This window comes from Hymenobacter sedentarius, from assembly GCF_001507645.1.
GTDB classification, from domain to species: Bacteria; Bacteroidota; Bacteroidia; order Cytophagales; family Hymenobacteraceae; genus Hymenobacter; species Hymenobacter sedentarius.
Genome location: NZ_CP013909.1, coordinates 1,324,733 through 1,344,904 on the forward strand (window position 1 = coordinate 1,324,733; position 20,172 = coordinate 1,344,904).

Here is a 20,172-nt window from a genome sequence, read left to right on the forward strand (position 1 = left end):
ATCCCACCCCCTGATGCCGACTTTACTTCTACTTGCTCCGTCCCGATTTACTGTGCCTCGCTCCGGCGGGCGGTGGTTGCGGGTGGGAGCGTTGCTGTTGCTGCTCCTGGGCTGGGCCGGACCCCAGGCGCAAGCGCTGCAAGGTCCGATTGGCGCCCACGACCCGTCCACCATTGTGAAAGACGGCAACAAGTACTGGGTTTTTGCCACCGGCCAGGGCATCTACAGCATGTATTCGACCGACTTGGTCAAATGGACGCCGGGGCCGCGCACGGTGTTTGTCAATAATGCCTACCCGGGCTGGATTAACACCAAGGTTCCTGGATTTCAGGGTAATTTCTGGGCGCCGGAGTGCGTGTTTATGAACGGCAAGTTCTACCTGTACTATTCCTGCTCCACGTTTGGCTCCAAAGTATCGGCCATTGGGCTGGCCACCAACGTGACGCTGGACCCCACCAGCCCCAACTACAACTGGGTAGACGAGGGCGAGGTAATCTCTACCAACGCCAACAGCACCGTCAATGCCATTGACCCGGCCGTGTTCAAGGACACCAACAACGACGTGTGGTTCACCTATGGCTCGTTTTTCGGGGGCATCCGCATCACCCAGCTCAACGCGGCCACCGGCAAGCCCCTGGGCGGCACCAGCTACGCCGTGGCCAACGGTGGGGTTGAGGCAGCCTACCTAAAAAAGCACGATAACTTCTACTACCTCTTCATCAACCGCGGCGCCTGCTGCAACGGCATCAACAGCACCTACCACATTCTGGTGGGCCGCTCGGCCTCGCCCACCGGCCCGTTTCTGGACCAGAGCGGCACCGACCTCAACAACAACGGCGGCACCGTGCTGCTCAACTCGGCCGGCCGCTACACGGGGCCCGGCCACACCGGCATTTTCGAGGAAAACGGTACGTCCTATTTCTCGCACCATTACTACGACTCTTACGACAACGGCGCCCCCAAGCTCGGCCTCGCCAAGCTCACCTGGGACGCGGCGGGCTGGCCCGTGGTGAGCCGCGACTGGCTGGCCCCGGCCACCGGGGCGGGCGCTGCCGGCCGCTACACTATTGCCACCTCTTCGGCCGCCAACAGCCTGGTGTGGCAGTCGCAGGGCTGCACCGGCGCGGTCGGCCAGGGCATTACGCAGGACACCCGCACGGGCAGCGCCTGCCAGCAGTGGGACTTCACGGCGCTGGGCAATGGCGACTACAAAATCACCAGCGCGCTGGGCGGCCTGGCCGCCAGCGTAGCCAGCTGCTCCGATGCCAACTTCGCGCTGCTGCAGCTTGGGGCTTACGCCAGTCAGGATTGCCAGCAGTTTCACCTGGACCGGGCCAGCGATGGCAGCCTGGTGTTTGCGACGCTGAATAGCAACCGCGTGGTGGAAGTGCCCTACGCCTCCACCGCGGCCGGTGCGCAGCTGGGCATCTTCGACTACAACGGCTGCACCTGCCAGCACTGGTTCCTGACGGCGGCCACGAGCGTTACAGCCACTACGCCCGCTACGGCCCTGACGGGCCTGAGCATTTACCCCATCCCGGCGGAGCGGGGCACCTTCACGCTCGACCTGAGCGCGCGGAAAGCGACGGAAGCCGTGACGGTGGAAGTCCTCGACCTGCAGGGCCGCTCGGTGTATCGGCAAGTAATTGCGCACCCGCAGGCCCGGCAGGCCGTAGCGCCGGCCTTGTGGCCGGGGCTGTTTCTGGTGCAGGTGCGCCAGGGAACGGCATTGTTTACCCAGAAGCTGACTGTGTTGTAACCTTGCTTTTGCTTTTGCCAAAATCCCACTCAACCCACTGTTCCCCCAGCTCAATTTTATGACCCATTCCTTTCGTGCCGTGCGTTTGGCCGTACCCTTCTCCAGCCTGCTGTTGCTGGCCGCCTGCGGCTCCAATAAATCCGCCGACCAAACTTCGGCATCGTCGCCCGCCGCTGCCGATTCCACCCAAACGAAATCTACCGCCATGCCCACCTCCGCATCCTTTGGCAAAACCAACGATGGCACCGAAGTGCAGCTTTTTACCCTCACCAACGCCAGCGGGGCTAAGGCCACCATTACCAATTTTGGCGGCACGCTCACCAGCCTCATCGTGCCCGACAAAAACGGCAAGATGGGCGACGTCATCCTCGGCTTCGACAACGTGAGCGGCTACCAGAGCCCCGAGTTCCTGAAGTCCGGCCCGTACTTCGGCGCTCTGATTGGGCGCTACGGCAACCGCATCAAAGGCGGCAAATTCGCCCTCGACGGCAAGACTTATACTCTGGCTACAAACAATGGCCCTAACACCCTGCACGGCGGCAAAGTGGGCTTCGACAAGGTGGTGTGGAAGGCCGAGCCTGGCACCTCGGCCGACGGCCAAACCCTGAAATTGAGCTACCTGAGCAAGGACGGCGAAGAAGGCTACCCCGGCAACCTGAACGTGGCAGTGGTGTACACCCTCACCAACGACAACGCCCTCAAAATCGACTACACGGCCACAACCGATAAGGCCACGCCCATCAACCTGACCAACCACGCCTACTTCAACCTGAACCACGGCGCCGGCAAGGACATTCTGGGTCACGAAGTAACCATCCCCGCCGACCGCTACACCGTGGTTGACGCCACCCTGATTCCGACCGGTGAGCTGCGCCCCGTGAAGGGCACGCCCTTCGACTTCACCACGCCCCACGCCATCGGCGAGCGCATCGCGCAGGTGCCCGGCGGCTATGACCACAACTGGGTGCTGAACAACGCCGCCACGCCGCAACACGCGGCCGCCACGGTGTATGAGCCCATCACCGGCCGCACGATGGAAGTGACCACCGACGAGCCCGGTATCCAGTTCTACACCGGCAACTTCCTCGACGGTACCCTCAAGGGCAAAGGCGGCACCGTGTACGGCAAGCACGCCGGCTTCTGCCTCGAAACCCAGCACTTCCCCGACTCGCCCAACCAGCCCAAGTTCCCCAGCACGGTGCTTAAGCCGGGCGAGACTTTCCACTCCGTGAGCACCTACAAGTTTGGCGTCCGGAAATAGGGAAGTAGCAAGCCTATAGAAATATAAGCCCGTCATGCCGAGCGTAGCCGAGGCATCTCGCGTGCAGCAGTAATCAAGCTAGCTCAACGAAGCGGGCGAGATGCTTCGGCTACACTCAGCATGACAGCCGAAAACTGAAACTTATCTATCAATTACTGTGGAACAACAAGCTGCCACTCCCGCCTACGTCATCGGCGTTGACTACGGCACGGACTCGGTGCGCGCCGTGCTTATCGATGCCCGCACGGGCGCCGAAAAGGCCCAGGCCGTGCACCACTACGCGCGCTGGAAAACCCTGCAATACTGCAACCCCGCCCGCAACCAGTTTCGCCAGCACCCGCTCGACTACATCGAAGGGCTGGAGGCCGTGGTGCGCCGCGTGGCCCAGCAAGTGCCCGCTGCCGACATTCGGGGCCTGGCCGTGGATACCACTGGCTCAACTCCGGGCCCAGTAAACGCGCAGGGCGTGGCCCTGGGCTTGCTGCCTGAGTTTGCCGAAAACCCCAACGCCCAGTTCGTGCTCTGGAAAGACCACACCGCCCTGGACGAGGCCGCCGAAATCAACCACAAAGCCCGCACCTGGGGCGGCGAGGATTACACCAAGTTTGAAGGCGGCATCTACTCCTCGGAGTGGTTCTGGGCTAAAATCATGCACGTGCTGCGCGAAGACTCCGCCGTGGCCCAAGCCGCCCACTCCTGGATGGAGCACTGCGACTGGATAACGCTGCTGCTCACCGGCGGCGACCTGGCCAGCTTCAAGCGCAGCCGCTGCGCCGCCGGCCACAAGGCCATGTGGCACGAGAGCTGGGGCGGCCTGCCCGCCGAAGAGTTTCTCACGCACCTCGAGCCCAAGCTGGCCGGCCTACGCGCCCGCCTCTTCACCGAAACCTACACCGCCGACGAAGTAGCCGGACGCCTCTCCCAAGAGTGGGCCCAGCGCCTGGGCCTGACCACCGACACCGTGGTGGCCGTGGGCTCGTTCGATGCGCACGCCGGCGCGGTGGCGGGCGAGATTGAAGCCTACTCGATGGTGAAGGTGATGGGCACTAGCACCTGCGACATCGTGGTAGCGCCGACCGCCGAAGTGGGCAGCCACCTTGTGGCCGGCATCTGCGGGCAGGTGGATGGCTCCGTGATTCCGGGCATGCTGGGCCTGGAGGCCGGGCAGTCGGCCTTTGGCGACTTGCTGGCCTGGTTCCGCCAGATTCTGGAGTGGCCCCTGCACAACGTGTTGAGCAGCTCCAAGGTGCTCACGCCGGAGCTGCAAGCCGCCCTGCGCGATGAAATGAGTGATACGCTGCTCGTGCAGCTGAGCGCGGCCGCCGCGGCTGTCGACCCGGCCGAATCGCATGTGCTGGCTCTGGACTGGGTGAACGGCCGCCGCACGCCCGACGCCAACCAAGCCCTGAAAGGCGCCATCATGAACCTGACCATGGGCAGCGGCGCCCCCCAGATTTTCCGGGCGCTGGTGGAGGCCATCTGCTACGGCTCCAAGCAAATCGTGGAACGGTTCGAGCAGGAAGGTATTGCCATCAAGCAGGTTATCGGCATTGGCGGCGTGGCCAAGAAGTCGCAGTTTGTGATGCAGACTCTGGCCGACGTGCTCAACCGGCCCATCAAAATCGCGGTGTCGGAGCAGGCGCCGGCCTTGGGCTCGGCCATGTACGCGGCCGTGGCGGCCGGCATCTACCCCGACGTGCTCACGGCCCAGAAAGCCATGGGCAGCGGCTTTGCCGAAACCTACGAGCCCAACCCCGCCCGCGTGGCCGACTACCAGTCCCGCTACCAGCAATACCAAGCCTTTGGGCAGTTTGTGGAAGCCGCCACCCTGGGCCAGTCCGAGCCGGTAATGGAACCCGAAACGCCCGCCATCACCACCGCATGAGCCAGTACCAAGACCTGAAACAGGCGTGCTACGACGCCAACATGCAGCTGCCCAAGCTTGGGCTGGTGCTCTTCACCTTCGGCAACGCCAGCGTGGTCGACCGGGAGCGGGGCGTGTTTGCTATCAAGCCCAGCGGCGTGCCCTACGACACGCTCAAGGCCGAGGACATTGTCATTCTCGACTTCGCCAACAACGTGCTGGAAGGGGAGAGGCGGCCTTCGTCAGATACCAAAACCCACGCCGTGCTCTACAGCCACTGGGAGCACATTGGCGGCATCGTGCACACGCACAGCACTTACGCCACGTCGTGGGCGCAGGCTCAACTCGATATTCCGATTCTGGGCACCACCCACGCCGACCACCTCACCGCCGACATTCCCTGCGCCCCGCCCATGGACGACGCCATGATAGCCGGCGACTACGAGCACCAAACCGGCTGGCAAATCCTCAACGAGTTCCAGCGCCGCGGCCTCTCGCCTTCGGAAGTGGAAATGGTGCTGCTGGCCAACCATGCGCCCTTTACCTGGGGCAAAACCGTGGAGAAGGCCGTGTACAATAGTGCAGTACTCGAAGAAGTAGCCCGCATGGCTTACCTCAGCTGCACGCTGCGCCCCAACGTGCCGCGCCTGAAAGATGCCCTCATTCGCAAGCACTACGAGCGCAAGCACGGCGTGAATTCCTACTACGGCCAGTCGTGATGTAGCGCGGACTTTTAGTCCGCGCCGGAACAACACCTAATGATTTAGGCGCGGACTAAAAGTCCGCGCTACTTTTTGACCAACTTAGATTAACGATTGTGTAAGCTTCGGCTTCCCCTAATTCCACCCCAATCCATGATTGATATTTCGCATTACGAAGCCTGGTTCATCACCGGCAGCCAGCATCTCTACGGCCCCGAAACCCTCGAGCAAGTAGCCCAACACTCGCAGCAGATTGCCGCCGAGCTCGGTACCAAGCTGCCCATTAGGATTGTGTACAAGCCGGTGCTCACCGGCCCGCAGGAGATTTACAAACTCATGCAGGAGGCCAATACCACCGAAAACTGCGTGGGCCTGATTGCGTGGATGCACACCTTCTCGCCGGCCAAAATGTGGATAAATGGCCTGAAGATTCTGCAAAAGCCGCTGGCGCACCTGCACACCCAGTTCAACCGCGACATTCCGTGGGCCGACATCGACATGGACTTTATGAACACCAACCAATCGGCGCACGGCGACCGGGAGTTTGGCTTCATCGGCACGCGCATGCGGCTCAATCGCAAGGTAGTAGTAGGCCATTGGCAGAGCGAGGCGGTACATAACAGCCTCAGCATCTGGTCGCGCGTGGCCTCGGCCTGGTCCGACTGGCAGGGTGCCAAGTTCGTGCGCTTCGGCGACAACATGCGCTACGTAGCCGTGACCGAAGGCGACAAAGTGGAAGCCGAAATCAAATTTGGTTACTCGGTAAACACCTACGGCATCGGCGATTTGGTGGCGGTTATTAACCAGGTGAGCGACGAGCAGGTGAACGAGCTGCTGAGCACCTACGAGCAGGAATACGAGCTGAGCGACGAGCTGAAAGACGGCGGCGCGAAGCGCGACAGCTTGCGCGAAGCGGCCCGCATCGAAGCCGGCATGCGCAAGTTTCTGCAGGACACCGGCGCCAAAGGCTTCACCGACACCTTCGAGGACCTACACGGCATGGCCCAGCTGCCCGGCATCGCCACCCAGCGGCTCATGGCCGAGGGCTACGGCTTTGGCGGCGAGGGCGACTGGAAGACCTCGGCCCTGGTGCGCGCTATGAAGGTGATGGGCGCCGGCCTGCCCGGCGGCAACTCCTTCATGGAGGACTACACCTACCACTTTGCGCCTGGCAACGAGCAGGTGCTCGGCTCGCACATGCTCGAAATCTGCCCGACTATTTCGGAAGGCAAGGTGAAAGTGGAAGTGCACCCTCTGGGCATTGGCGGCAAGGCCGACCCGGCCCGCCTGGTGTTCAACTGCCCCGCCGGCCCGGCCCTGAACGCCACCATCGTGGACCTGGGCAACCGCTTCCGCATGATTGTGAACGAAGTGGAAGCCGTAGCGCCCGAGCAGGACCTGCCCAAGCTGCCCGTGGCCCGCGTGCTCTGGAAAGTGAAGCCCGACCTAGCCACCGGCGCAGCCGCCTGGATTCTGGCGGGCGGTGCCCACCACACCGGCTACAGCCAAAACCTGACCGCCGAATACCTGGAAGACTTCGCCGAAATGGCCGGCATCGAGTTCGTGATTATCGACGCCGACACCAAACTGCGCACCTTCAAAAACGAGCTGCGCTACAACGAGGTAGCCTTCCGCGGCTAAGCCGAACGAATTATAAAAAACGGTCATGCTGAGCGCAGCCGAAGCATCTCGCGTGCAGCAGTAATCCAGATAATTGCAACGAAACGAGCGAGATGCTTCGGCTGCGCTCAGCATGACAACCTGGTAGTCACTGACGCACAAATCAATTAATTCCCACCAACCATGACTTTCTCTAATTCCCGATTCTTGCTCAGCGCGGCGGGACTGGCCCTGGCCGGCTTGCTGCCGGGCCACGCCGCCCGTGCCCAAAGCGCCAGCCCGGCCACCCTCACCGTGCAGGTGCACAAGCCGGGCGCGGCCGTTTCCAAGAACATGTACGGCCTGTTTTTCGAGGACATCAACTTCGCGGCCGACGGCGGCTTGTACCCCGAGCTGGTGAAGAACAAGTCGTTTGAAACCGACGACCACCTCATCGGCTGGAAGGCCATTCGGGGCGCCGCCGGGCTGGAGAGCTACATCATCTCCAGCGACAAGCCCATCAGCAACAGCAACAACCACTTCCTGCGGATGAGCGCCCGGACAGTCGGTCCCGATGCCGGCTTCGTGAACGAAGGCTTCCGGGGCATGGGCGTAAAGCAGGGCGCCGAGTACACGTTTTCGATTTACGCACGTAAAGGCCCCGGCAGTGTGAGCGGCCTGAACGTGACGCTGGAAGAGACGCGCCGGCCGGGCCCGGGCCCCGAAACGCCGCCCTCGGGCCAGGCGTTAGCTCAAGCCCAGGTGATGGGACTCACCAATGATTGGAAGAAGTACACCGTGGTGATGACGCCTTCGGCCACGGCCTCCCACGCCCGGCTCAAGCTGACGCTGGAAGGCGCCGGCACCGTGGACCTCGACGTGGTATCGCTCTTTCCCAAAGACACTTGGATGAAGCGCGAAAACGGCCTGCGGCCCGACCTCGTGCAGCTGCTCAAGGACATGAAGCCCGGCTTCCTGCGCTTTCCCGGCGGCTGCATTGTGGAGGGTATTACCCTTGACAACCGCTACCAGTGGAAGGAAACCATTGGCGACGTGGCCTCACGCAAGCCCATGATAAACCGCTGGAACAAGGAGTTCAAGCACCGCTACACGCCCGACTATTACCAGTCGTTTGGCCTGGGCTTCTTCGAGTATTTCCAGCTGTCGGAAGACATTGGCGCCGAGCCGCTGCCAATTCTTAACGTGGGGATGGCCTGCCAGTTCAACTCGGCCGAGCTTGCGCCTATTACCAGCAGCGCGGCCAAGGGCCCGAACGCAGCCGGCCAGGGCGACGAGCCTACCCTGGATACATTCATTCAGGACGCCATCGACTTGATTGAGTTTGCCAACGGCCCGGCCAGCAGCCCCTGGGGCGCTAAGCGCGTGGCCATGGGCCACCCCGCGCCCTTCAACCTCAAGATGATTGGCATTGGCAACGAGCAGTGGGGCCCGCAGTACCTGGAGCGTTACGAGCCGTTTGCCAAGGCCGTGAAGGCCAAGTACCCGAACATGCAAATCGTGAGCAGCGCCGGCCCAGCGCCCGAAGGCGAGCTGTTCGACAAAGCCACACTGAAGCTGCGCGAGCTCAAGGCCGAGTTCATCGACGAGCACTACTACGCCAAGCCCGACTGGTTCCGCCAGAACGTGGGCCGCTACGACAACTACCCCCGCACCGGCCCCAAAATCTTCGCCGGCGAATATGCCGCCCAGAGCGTGGGCATCGCCAGCGAAAACAACAAGAACAACTGGGACTGCGCCATTTCCGAAGCCGCCTTCATGACCGGCCTGGAGCGCAACGCGGGCGTGGTGGCCATGGCCTCCTACGCGCCCATGCTGGCCCACGTAGATGCCTGGCAGTGGACGCCAAACATGATTTGGTTCGATAACCTGACCTGCTACGGCACGGTGAACTACTACGTGCAGAAGCTCTACGCCCTCAACAAAGGCACCAGCGTGCTGCCCGTGGAGCTGCCCGGCAATGCCAAAAACGGCACCGATAACCTTTTCGCCAGCGCCGTGGCCGATGCCCCCACTGGCGACGTCATCGTGAAGCTGGTGAACTACTCCACCACGCCCCGCGCCGTGAAAGTGAACCTGGCCGGGGCCAAGAAAGTGGGCAAAGCCGGCACCGCCTTCGTGATGGCCAGCGACGACCTGAACACCCAAAACAGCATTCAGGAGCCTAAGAAGCTCACGCCTAAAGAGGAGAAGTTCAGTGTATCCGGTTCCACGGTCAGCTACACGCTGGCGCCAAATTCCTTTACGGTGCTGCGCATTCCGGGCAAGAAGTAGGGGCGTAGAGTCCCGCTACCTAGCACGCTAAATGAACGTCATGCTGAGCGCAGTCGAAGCATCTCGCGTGTGGTGGTAATCCTTTCGATTGAACGATTGAATTACTGCCCCGAGCGAGATGCTTCGACTGCGCTCAGCATGACGGGCTGGTATTAAAATGGTTATAAGACGCAGCAAGTACCTATGAAACCAGCCCAACAACTGCTTGCATTGGCGGCTTTCGTAGGAAGCCTTGCTCCGGTGCAGGCCCAGAAAGCCCCCCCTAAAGCGGATTTCCACCAGTGGGCCGCAACACCGCCCATGGGCTGGAACAGCTGGGACTGCTACGGCCCCACCGTGACCGAAGCCGAGGTGAAAGCCAACGCCGACTACATGGCCAAAAACCTGAAAAGCAGCGGCTGGGAATACGTGGTGGTGGACATTCGCTGGTACGTGGGCAACGACACCGCCCACGGCTACAACGAGAAAAACCCCGAGTGGAACCTTGATGCCTACGGCCGCTTCATCCCGGCCGTGAACCGGTTTCCCTCGGCCGCGGGCGGCCAAGGCTTCCGGCCGCTGGCTGATTACCTGCACGCCAGGGGGCTGAAATTCGGCATTCACATCATGCGCGGCGTGCCGGTGGCGGCGGTGCAGCGCAAGCTGCCCATCCTCGGCACCAAGCTCACGGCCACCGACATCTACAGCAAAGAAGGCCAGGCCCGCTGGCTGCACGACATGTACACGGTGAAAGCCGGGCCCGGCGCGCAGGAATACTACGATTCGCTTTTCAAGCTTTACGCCTCGTGGGGGCTGGATTTTGTGAAAGTCGACGACCTGTCGGAGCCCTACCATAAGCCGGAAGTGGAGATGATTCGACGAGCCATCGACCGCTCGGGGCGCAAAATTGTGCTGAGCACTTCGCCGGGCGAAACACCCATTGCCGAAGCCAAGCACGTGGCCGCCAATGCCAACATGTGGCGCACCGTGGGTGACTTCTGGGACAGCTGGGAGCAGCTCAAGGAGCACTTCGACGTGTGCGAGCGGTGGGCGTCGCACATCGCGCCCGGCGCCTGGCCCGATGCCGACATGCTGCCGTTGGGCCGCCTGGGCATCCGCGCCGAGCGGGGCGATGACCGCATGACCCGCTTCACCCGCGACGAGCAATTCACCCTGATGACGCTGTGGAGCATCTTCCGCTCGCCGCTCATGTTCGGCGGCGACTTGCCCAGCAACGACGCCTTCACCCTGGGCTTGCTCACCAACCAAAACGTGCTGGCTGTGCACCGGCGTAGCACCCACAACCGCCAGCTGTTCCGCCGCGACAACCTAGTGGCCTGGACGGGCGACGACCCCGCTACCGGCGACAAATTCCTGGCCCTCTTCAATGTCCAGGACCAGGAACTGGCTCCCGAAACCGAAGCCGCCTGGGCCAGCGGCCCCATTACCCGCCAAACCGCGGGCCAAAGCAAAGCCGCCGACGTCGACATCACCGGCGCTACCAAATTGTACCTGAACGTGCGCAACGGCGGCGATGACATCGCCTGGGACCACGCCGACTGGCTCAACCCGGTGCTCAGCGGCAGCGGCAAAACCACGCCCCTAAGCACGCTGCCCTGGAAGTCGGCCACGGCCGGCTGGGGCAAGGCCACCGTCAACAAAAGCGTATCGGGCGCCAGCCTGATGGTGGGAGGGAAGCGGTACGAAACCGGCATCGGCACGCACGCCAACTCCATCATCGAGTACGACTTGCCGGCCGGCTACACGCGCTTCTCGGCCACCGTGGGCCTGGACCAGGCCGGCGCGGCGCAGAACACCGGCGGCACGCTCAGCTTTCTGGTATTTACCAAGAACCCCTACCGGCCCGCCCCCGCCGATTCGGTGCGCGTGCCAGTGACGCTGGCGGAACTTGGGCTGGCCAGCGGCGGTAGTATCCAAGACTTGTGGACGGATAAAAACCTGGGACCAATGACGGGCGATTTTGCGCCTTACGTCCGGCGGCACGGCGCTAAGCTGTACCGCATTGTGAAAGTCAAAAAGTAACTCTTAGAACCTTGTAGAGACGCGAAGCTTCGCGTCTCTACCCCGGATTCATAACTACGGACTGCCATGATATCTCCGAAAACTTTCCTGCTGGTGTTGGGCCTGAGCGGCGCGCTGCCCGCCCTGGCCCAACGCGCCGACTACCCCATTCAGGCCGTGCCGTTCACCAAGGTGAAGCTAACGGATAACTTCTGGCAGCCGCGGCTCAAAACGAATACTACCGTCACCATTCCGGCCTCGTTCCAGCGCTGCGAAGCCACGAATCGGGTAAAGAATTTCGAGATGGCGGCAGCGCATTCGGGCAAATTCGCCACCACATTTCCCTTTGACGACACCGACATTTACAAGACGCTGGAAGGGGCGGCGTACTCGCTTAGCCTGTGCCCGGACAAGGAGTTATCGGCCTACATGGATGCGCTGATTGCCAAAGTCGGGGCGGCCCAGGAGCCCGACGGCTACCTCTACACGGCCCGCACCATCGACCCGGCCCACCCGCACGCCTGGGCCGGCCAGGAACGGTGGGAAAAGGAGCGCGAGTTGAGCCACGAGCTCTACAACTCCGGCCACCTCTACGAAGCGGCCGTGGCCCACTACCAGGCCACTGGCAAGAAAACCCTGCTCAACATCGCCCTGAAAAACGCCGACCTCGTGTGCTCGGTATTTGGCCCCGGCAAGCGCGTGGTGGCGCCCGGCCACGAAATCGCGGAAATGGGCCTCGTGAAGCTCTACCGTGTAACCGGCAAGCCCGAATACCTGCAAACGGCCAAGTTTTTCCTTGATGCGCGCGGCCAGCACAAGGGCTACGACCCCAAGAGCCCAGACCCCTTCCGCAACGGCCAGTACTGGCAGGACGACAAGCCCGTGGTGGCCCAAAAAGAAGCCGAAGGCCACGCCGTGCGCGCCGAATACCTGTACTCGGCCATGGCCGATGTGGCCGCCCTCACCGGCGACAAGCAGCTGCTGGCTGCCGTGGATACCATCTGGCAGAACATGGTGAGCAAGAAGTTCTACGTGACTGGCGGCACCGGCGCGGTGCCCGGCGGCGAGCGGTTTGGCCAGAACTACGAGCTGCCCAACGCCACGGCCTACAACGAAACCTGCGCCTCGGTGGCCGACATCTACTGGAACCAGCGCATGTTCCAGCTGCACGGCGAGGCCAAGTACGCCGACATCATCGAGAAGGTGCTCTACAACGGCCTGCTCTCGGGCGTGGGGCTCGACGGCAAATCGTTCTTCTACTCCAACGCCATGCAGATTAAAAACAGCGCCAGCTTTGCCCAGACCGAGCCGGCGCGGGCGGGCTGGTTTGAGTGCTCGTGCTGCCCCACCAACCTGGCGCGGCTGTTTCCCGCGCTGCCGGGTTACGTGTACGGGCAGAAAGACCGGGACATTTACGTAAACCTCTTCGTGAGCGGCAGCACCGATTTGGCCGTGAAAAACAAGGCCGTACGTCTCACCCAGCAGAACAATTACCCCTGGAGCGGCGACCTGAAATTCACCGTGAATCAGGCTTCGACTTCGGATTTTAACCTGCTGGTGCGTATTCCGGGTTGGGCGCGCAACGAGGCTATGCCGTCGGATTTGTACCGGTTTGCCCAGCCTTCTGACGCGAAGGTGACCGTTCGGGTAAATGGCAAGGCCGTGGAATATCAGCTGAAAAACGGCTACGCCGTCCTGGCCCGCAAGTGGAAGAAAGACGACGTAGTAGACGTGCGCCTGCCCATGGACGTGCGCACCGTGGTGGCCCACCCCAACGTGCGCGACAACGTGGGCAAAGTTGCCCTGCAGCGCGGCCCGGTCATGTACTGCGCCGAGTGGAAGGACAACGAAGGCAAAGCCAGCAACATCATCGTGCCCGCCGGCACCACCTTCACTACCGTCGAAAAACCCGACCTGCTGAACGGCATCACGGCGCTCACGGCCACCGTGCCCGTGGTGAAAGTCGATGCCGCCACCAACACCATCAGCACCGTGCGCCAGACCCTAACGGCCATCCCGTACTACGCCTGGGCCAACCGTGGCAAGGGCGAAATGATGGTCTGGTTTCCGCAGCGCGTGACCGACGTGGACCTGGTGACCCGCCAAGCCGAAGAAGTGACGCACGCCAAGTAGGTCAGCTTCTACAAGTGACTGTGTGTTAGAATAATTAGAATAGCAAAAAAGGCCGTCATGCCGAGCGCAGCCGAGGCATCTCGCGTGGGGTAGTAATCAGGCTGGCTCAACGAAGCGGGCGAGATGCCTCGGCTGCGCTCGGCATGAAGTTCCTGCGCTTTGCATGACGACCTATTCGATAAACCCCCATCCCAAAACCACTCTGCATACCCGCCGGCTTCCTACGTATCACATGCTTCTTTGCTACCTCTGCTGCTTTCTGTTGCTCTTCACCCGTTTCGTGCCCGCCATGGCGCAAACCACACCTCCCATTGCCATCGAAACCGAACACGTGAGCCTGGTGCTGGCTGTGGGCGATAAGCAGCGCATTTTTCAGACTTACCTTGGACCCAAGCTAGCCGCTACCGACCACCAGGTGCTGCCCAACCGCCACGAGGCCTATGTGCCGGCCGGCACCGACAACCTGTTTGAGCCTGCCCTGCGCGTGGTGCACACTGATGGCAACCCCTCGCTGGCGCTGGCATTTGCCGACGTGAAAACCAGCAAGCCGGCCGATGGCGTGACCACAACCACCATCCGCCTGCGCGACCCCAGATACCCGGTAGACGTGCAGCTGCACTTCACAGCTTACTACAAAGAGGACGTCATCAAAACCTGGACGGAAATCACGCACCGCGAAAACCAGCCGGTGGTGCTCACCAGCTACGCCTCGGCCATGCTGCACTTCGACGCCCGGCAGTACTGGCTAACCCAGTTCCACGGCGATTGGGCCGAGGAAGCCAAGCAGGTGGAAAGCCAGCTCACCAGTGGCATCAAGGTCATTGACACCAAGCTGGGCACCCGCGCCGGCTGGTACCAGACGCCGAGCTTCTTCCTGGGCCTCGACAAGCCCGCCGAGGAAACCACCGGCGACGTGCTGGCCGGTTCCCTGGCTTGGACCGGCAACTTCCGCCTGGCGTTTGAACTGGACAATCAGAACTCGCTGCGGATGTCGGCGGGCATCAACCCTTACGCCTCGGAGTATACGCTGCCGGCCAATCAGCCGTTCGTGACGCCGGAGTTCATCTTCACCTACAGCACCACCGGCAAGGGCCAGGCCTCGCGCAATCTGCACCGCTGGGCCCGCCGCCACGGCGGCACCCTCGACGGCACCCAGCCACGCCTCACGCTGCTCAACAACTGGGAAGCCACGTTTTTTGACTTCAACGAAGCCAAGCTCGACCGCCTGATGGGCGACGCCGCTAAGCTCGGTGTTGACCTATTCTTGCTCGACGACGGCTGGTTTGGCAACAAGTACCCGCGCAAGGACGACACCCAGGGCCTCGGCGACTGGCAAACCACCAAAAGCAAGCTGCCCAACGGCGTGGGCCATCTGGTGAAAACCGCTACCAAGCAAGGCATCAAATTCGGCATCTGGCTGGAGCCCGAAATGGTGAACCCCAAGAGCGAGCTGGCCGAAAAACATCCCGACTGGCTGCTCAAACTGCCCAACCGCCCCGACGACCTCTACCGCAACCAGCTGGTGCTGGACCTCAACAATCCCAAGGTGCAGGATTTCGTGTATCGCACCGTGGACGAGCAGCTCAGCCAAGGCGTGGCCTACGTGAAGTGGGACTGCAACCGCATGATTAGCAGCGGCTACTCACAGTACCTGGGCAAAGACCAGTCGCACCTCTACGTTGACTACGTGCGCGGCCTGTACAAAGTGCTCGAGCGCGTGCGCCAGAAGTACCCGCACCTGCCCATGATGCTCTGCTCCGGTGGCGGCGCCCGCGCCGAGTACGGGGGGCTGAAATACTTCACCGAATTCTGGGCCTCCGACAACACCGATGCCTTCGAGCGCATCTTCATTCAGTGGGGCTTCTCGCAATTTTTCCCCTCGAACACCATCGCCAGCCACGTCACCAACTGGAACCGCCAGCACACCCTGAAATTCCGCACCGACGTGGCCATGATGGGCAAGTTGGGCTATGACATCGAGGTGGAGAAAATGACCAGTGACGAGCTCAAATTCAGCCAGCAGGCCGTGAAGGAATACAAGCGCCTGAGCCCCATTATCTGGCAGGGCGACCTGTTCCGCCTGCGCTCGCCCTACGAGGGCAACCAAGCCTCGCTGCTGTACGTGGACGAAGCCCAGCGCCAGGCCGTGCTCTTCGGCTACAACCTGCACACCCGTTTCCTCGAAACCGTGCTGCCCGTAAAGCTCCAGGGCCTCGACCCTGCCAAACGCTACAAGCTCACGGAAATCAACCTCATGCCCGGCCAGAAGTCTGAGCTGGCTGCCAACGGCCAAACCTACTCCGGCGACTACCTGATGAAGGTCGGCGTGGTGCTGAGCGACCGCGAAGCCAAGCCCCTCACCAGCCACGTCTTTGAGTTGACGGCGGAGTAAGTTTTAAAAGGCTCCATGCAGCGCTCAGCGAAGCATCTCGCGTGAGGAACCTCACCCCCGGCCCCTCTCCCAAGGAGAGGGGAGCCACGGCACAAGCTTTAGCTCAATTCTTAAAAAAACAGAATGCCCCGGCTCAATTGAGCCGGGGCTTTTTACTTGCAGAATTTGTCAGGCTCCCCTCTCCGCAGGAGAGGGGCCGGGGGTGAGGTGCCTTTACTTCGCTGCCTTCACACCTTCCGTCGTCATCACCACACGCTTCATGGTGCCGTCCTTGTTGTAATACAGGTTGTCGATACACACCGAACGGCGGAAGCTGCCGCCGTCGGGGTTGATACTGCCGTTGTGGTAGATGAAGTACGACTGGCCTTTGAAGTCGATGATAGCCTGGTGGTTGGTGTTGGAATTGCCAGCTATTTCATTCAAAATTCCCTTGTATTCCCACGGCCCTTCGAGGCTGCGGCTCATGGCGTACACGATTTTCTCGGGGAATTGTGAGGCGTAGCTCAAGTAGTACCAGCCGTTGTGCTCATGCACCCACGGCGCTTCGGTAAACTGCGGCAATTTCACGGTTTGGATGGGGCCGTCGAGCTCGGTCATGTTCGGTTTGAGCTTGGCGTAGTAGCAGGTCACGTTGCCCCAAAAAAGGTACGCTTGGCCCTTGCTGTCGATGAAAACCGTTGGGTCGATGTCGTCCCACGGGTGCTTGTCGTCCGTGGTCATGTTGTTGGCAATGAGCGCCGAGCCGCGGGCGTCTTTGAATGGCCCGGTCGGGCTATCGGCCACGGCCACCCCAATGGACTTGCCCGGAATGGTGCCGTGCTCTACGGCCGCGTACCAGTAGAACTTGCCGTTGCGCGCAATCACCTGCGAGGCCCAGGCATCGCCCTTAGCCCAAGCAAAGTCCAACACCTTGAGCGGCACCGGGTGCTCGGTCCAGTTCACCATGTCCGTCGAGGAAAAGCACAACCACTCGTTCATAACGTAGCGCTCCTGACGGGCGGGGGCTTCGTCGTGGCCGGTGTAGAGGTACACCGTGCCCTTCTGCACCATGGCCGCGGGGTCGGCGGTGTACTTGCTTTTGATGATGGGGTTGCCGCCCACCGTCGCGCCCAGCGTAGCGGGGGCAGCCGGCACGGTTTGCGCCACCGCTGCCGATGCTGACAGGGCGAGGGCCAGCAAGCCGGGCAGCCGAAGGCCGAGTGCCGAGCGAATAGACAGTTTGTGAGTAATCTGAGGAGCCTGCATACGTTAGATTATCGATTGTGTAAATGGAGCTAAAAAAGGCGGCTGAGCATGAAGCCCGCCGCCTTTTTTCAATGGGATATTAAGCCAGTGGTAGCGCCGCCAGCATCGTTTTCAGCCCGGCTTCGGCGCCCTTGCCCAGGTGCACGCGCAGAGTGCGGCGGTGGTAGCTCTGCAGCGCCTCCAGGTCGCCCAGGGCCTGGGCATTCTTGAAGGTGCCGAAGGTGTAGGAGCGGCCGGGCAGCGCCAGGTCCTGCGGGTTGTCGTCGGTGAACTGCACGAACAGGCCCGTATCGGGGCCGCCTTTGTGGTACTGGCCGGTGCTGTGCAGGAAGCGCGGGCCGTAGCCCGAGGTGGTGGCAATGTGCAGGGCCTGCTGCACACGGCGGCGCAGCTCCTGGAGGCACTCGCTCACAGCCGGCGTCTCGGTCAGGTAGGCCTGCAGGCAGAGGAAGTCGCCGGGGCGGGCCTGGGCAAAAAACGCCTTCAGTACTTCAGCGGCGTTGCTGCCGCTCACGGTCGAGTAGTAGGTTACGCCGTTTTCGTTAGCCACGGGCTGGCTCTTTTCGGGCAGGCTGCCCTGGCTTTCCACCACCTTCATCAGGCCGTCGGTGGCGGTTTTGGCGGCCTGCACGTTGGGCTGGTCGAAGGGGTTGATGCCGAACACGGCGCTGGCTACGGCCGTGGCCACTTCCCAGCGGTAAAACTCCTGGCCCAGGTCCAGCGCGTCCTTCATCAGGATGGTGATGACCGGGTGGCCGGCCTGCTGCAATTGCTGCAGTCGGGCCGTGTTGTCGGCATCTGTCTGGCCCTCGTAGCCCACGTACACAAACACCCGGTCGTTGCCGTAGATGCTCACGTCGCCGAGCGGCTCACCAGCCACCGGCAGAATGCCTTTGCCTTCCTTGCCGGTGCTTTCGGCGATGAGTTGCTCCAGCCACAAACCCAGGTCAGCCAGGGAGTTGGGCACGACGAGCGTGAGCTTGTCGCGGCCCTGCTCAGCGAGTACGCCCAGTGCGGCGCCCAGCTCCAGGCCGGGGTTGGTTTCTACCGCACCATAAGCTCCGCAGGCGCGCATCATCAGAATGGCGCGCTCCAACAGCTCGCCGATGGGCAGGCCATACAGCGCGGCCGGCACCAGCCCGAAGTAGGAGAGGGCCGAAAAGCGCCCGCCTACTTCCGGGAAGTTCAGGAAGATGCGGCGGTAGCCGGCAGCCGTGGCGTCGGTCACGAACTTGGAGCCCGGGTCGGTGATGGCCACGAAGTTTTCGCCGGCTTTGTCGCCCTTCAGCTCCTTCAGTTTGGCGTAGAAATAGTCGCCGAAGGCCAGCGGCTCGGCCGTGGTGCCGGATTTACTGGCCACGATGAATAGCGTCTCGGCCAGCGGCACCGACGCTTCAATCTGGCGCACCGTGCCGGGGTCGGTGGTGTCGAGCACCGACATCGGCAGGCCGTTGGTGCCCTGCTCAAACGCGGCTTTGAACACGATGGGCGCCATGGTGCTGCCGCCCATGCCCATCACCACCACGTGCTTGAAGCCGGCGGCCTTTATCTCGTTTACAAACTGCTCAATTTCGGGCACGCGGCCCACCATCGTTTCGGCCACGCGCAGCCAGCCCATAAAGCTGCGGATGCTGTGCTGCCCGGCCTCGTCCTGCACCCAGAGGTCGGCCTTTTTGTCCCAGAAACCGTTGGTGAAATTCTTGTCGTTGAGCTCCTGAATCTTCGCATCCACGGCGGCCTGGTACTGGCCCAACTGCATGTCCTGTGCCACCACGGTCTGGGTCAGGGCTGCCGCGCGCTTCTTCTCAATCGACTCCATGAGCTTGCCGAAGGGCTCGTTGAATTTCTTGGCGCCGTCCACTTCCAGGAAGTTGGTTTGCTCTTCCAGGTTAATGCCCAGCTCGGGCAGGCGGCGCAGCACTTCGCGGGCCTTGTCGAGGCCTTCTTCGAGGCGTACGGCGGGTTTGCCGCGTTCGCGGAAAATGTCGAGCGTTTCCACGGGCACGGTGTTCACCGTTTTCGGGCCGATGAGGTTTTCGACGTACTTCAGGTCATCGTATTTCGGGTTTTTGTTGCCGGTGCTGGCCCACAGCAGGCGCTGGGTTTCGGCACCCTGGGCCTGCAGCGCCTCCCAGCGCGGGCCCGAGAAAATCTCCTTGTACATCTGGTAGGCCAGCTTGGCGCTGGCCAGGGCCACTTCGCCCACCAGGCTCTGCGCCAGGGCGCCTTTCTCGCCGCCTTCAGCCGCGATGCGCTCCAGCATGGGGTCAATCAGCACGTCGATGCGGCTTAGGAAGAAGCTGGCCACCGAGTCGATGCGGGCCAGGGGCAGGCCGGCTTGCGCGCGGTCTTCTAGGCCCGCCAAAAAGGCTTCCGTTACCAAACGGTAGCGCTCGAGCCCAAAAATCAGGGTCACGTTCACGTTCACGCCCTCGGCAATGAGGCGGCGGATGGCGGGCAGGCCTTCCAACGTGGCCGGCACTTTTATCATCACGTTGGGCCGGTCCACCGTTTTCCACAGGCGCAGGCCCTCCTCGATGGTGCCTTCCGTGTCATTCACCAGCGTGGGCGATACTTCTAGGCTCACGTAGCCGTCGCTGCTGGTGTGCTCGCGGTCGTAGAGCGGGCGAAACAGGTCGCAGGCCTGCTGCACGTCGGCCACGGCCAGGCTGGTGTAGATTTCGTCGGTCGTTTTGCCTTGCAGGGCCAGCGCCTTGATGGCCGAATCGTAGTCGGTGCTGTCGCCGATGGATTTGGCAAAAATGGCCGGGTTGGACGTTACGCCGCGCAGGGCTTCGTCGGTGATGCGGCGCTGCAACTTGCCGTCAATCAGGATGGGTCGACTGATAAAATCCAGCCAGAGGCTCTGGTCAAACTCGCGAATGGCAACGAGAGGGTTCATAGAATTTCAGTTGGTAAGTGCGC

The 20,172-nt window shown here is 62.0% G+C and carries 11 protein-coding genes; 9 read left to right on the forward strand and 2 right to left on the reverse strand.

Annotated features, from left to right (window positions below):
* The first annotated feature begins 52 nt into the window (after positions 1–52).
* From AUC43_RS05495 to AUC43_RS05535, 9 genes are all read left to right on the forward strand, one after another.
* The gene (locus tag AUC43_RS05495; protein ID WP_199243501.1) at positions 53–1,759 is read left to right on the forward strand and encodes a family 43 glycosylhydrolase; all 1,707 of its coding nucleotides are present in this window, start codon (positions 53–55) and stop codon (positions 1,757–1,759) included.
* A 58-nt stretch (positions 1,760–1,817) separates the two neighbouring features.
* On the forward strand, positions 1,818–3,020 hold the full coding sequence (locus AUC43_RS05500; protein WP_068190845.1) for an aldose epimerase family protein: 1,203 nt from the start codon (positions 1,818–1,820) through the stop codon (positions 3,018–3,020).
* Between the two features lie 157 nt (positions 3,021–3,177).
* Positions 3,178–4,905: a ribulokinase gene (locus tag AUC43_RS05505; protein WP_068190847.1), complete on the forward strand. Its 1,728-nt coding sequence runs from the start codon at positions 3,178–3,180 to the stop codon at positions 4,903–4,905.
* Positions 4,902–5,603 carry an L-ribulose-5-phosphate 4-epimerase gene (locus AUC43_RS05510; RefSeq protein WP_068190849.1) on the forward strand — a complete coding sequence of 234 codons (702 nt, stop codon included), beginning with the start codon at positions 4,902–4,904 and terminating at the stop codon, positions 5,601–5,603. The genes AUC43_RS05505 and AUC43_RS05510 overlap by 4 nt, the downstream gene beginning before the upstream one ends.
* 135 nt (positions 5,604–5,738) lie before the next feature.
* Positions 5,739–7,226 (forward strand): L-arabinose isomerase, encoded by a 1,488-nt coding sequence (gene araA / locus AUC43_RS05515; RefSeq protein WP_068190851.1) that lies wholly within the window; start codon positions 5,739–5,741, stop codon positions 7,224–7,226.
* Positions 7,227–7,388: 162 nt separating this feature from the next.
* The gene (locus AUC43_RS05520) at positions 7,389–9,476 is read left to right on the forward strand and encodes an alpha-L-arabinofuranosidase C-terminal domain-containing protein (protein WP_068190853.1); all 2,088 of its coding nucleotides are present in this window, start codon (positions 7,389–7,391) and stop codon (positions 9,474–9,476) included.
* Between the two features lie 183 nt (positions 9,477–9,659).
* A complete protein-coding gene (locus AUC43_RS19985) occupies positions 9,660–11,498 on the forward strand; it encodes an NPCBM/NEW2 domain-containing protein (protein ID WP_071885823.1) in 1,839 nt (612 codons plus the stop codon).
* 66 nt (positions 11,499–11,564) lie between these two features.
* Positions 11,565–13,610, forward strand: coding sequence for a glycoside hydrolase family 127 protein (locus AUC43_RS05530; protein ID WP_068190855.1), 2,046 nt, complete (start codon positions 11,565–11,567; stop codon positions 13,608–13,610).
* Positions 13,611–13,842: 232 nt separating this feature from the next.
* Positions 13,843–16,002, forward strand: a complete 2,160-nt coding sequence (locus tag AUC43_RS05535; RefSeq protein ID WP_068190858.1) for an alpha-galactosidase — start codon at positions 13,843–13,845, stop codon at positions 16,000–16,002.
* 213 nt (positions 16,003–16,215) lie between these two features.
* On the opposite strand, the gene AUC43_RS05540 is transcribed toward AUC43_RS05535, so the two are convergent.
* Positions 16,216–17,247 carry a glycoside hydrolase family 43 protein gene (locus AUC43_RS05540; RefSeq protein ID WP_082684928.1) on the reverse strand — a complete coding sequence of 344 codons (1,032 nt, stop codon included), beginning with the start codon at positions 17,245–17,247 and terminating at the stop codon, positions 16,216–16,218.
* A gap of 79 nt (positions 17,248–17,326) precedes the next feature.
* Positions 17,327–20,149 carry a bifunctional transaldolase/phosoglucose isomerase gene (locus AUC43_RS05545; protein WP_068190859.1) on the reverse strand — a complete coding sequence of 941 codons (2,823 nt, stop codon included), beginning with the start codon at positions 20,147–20,149 and terminating at the stop codon, positions 17,327–17,329.
* Between the last annotated feature and the right edge of the window lie 23 nt (positions 20,150–20,172).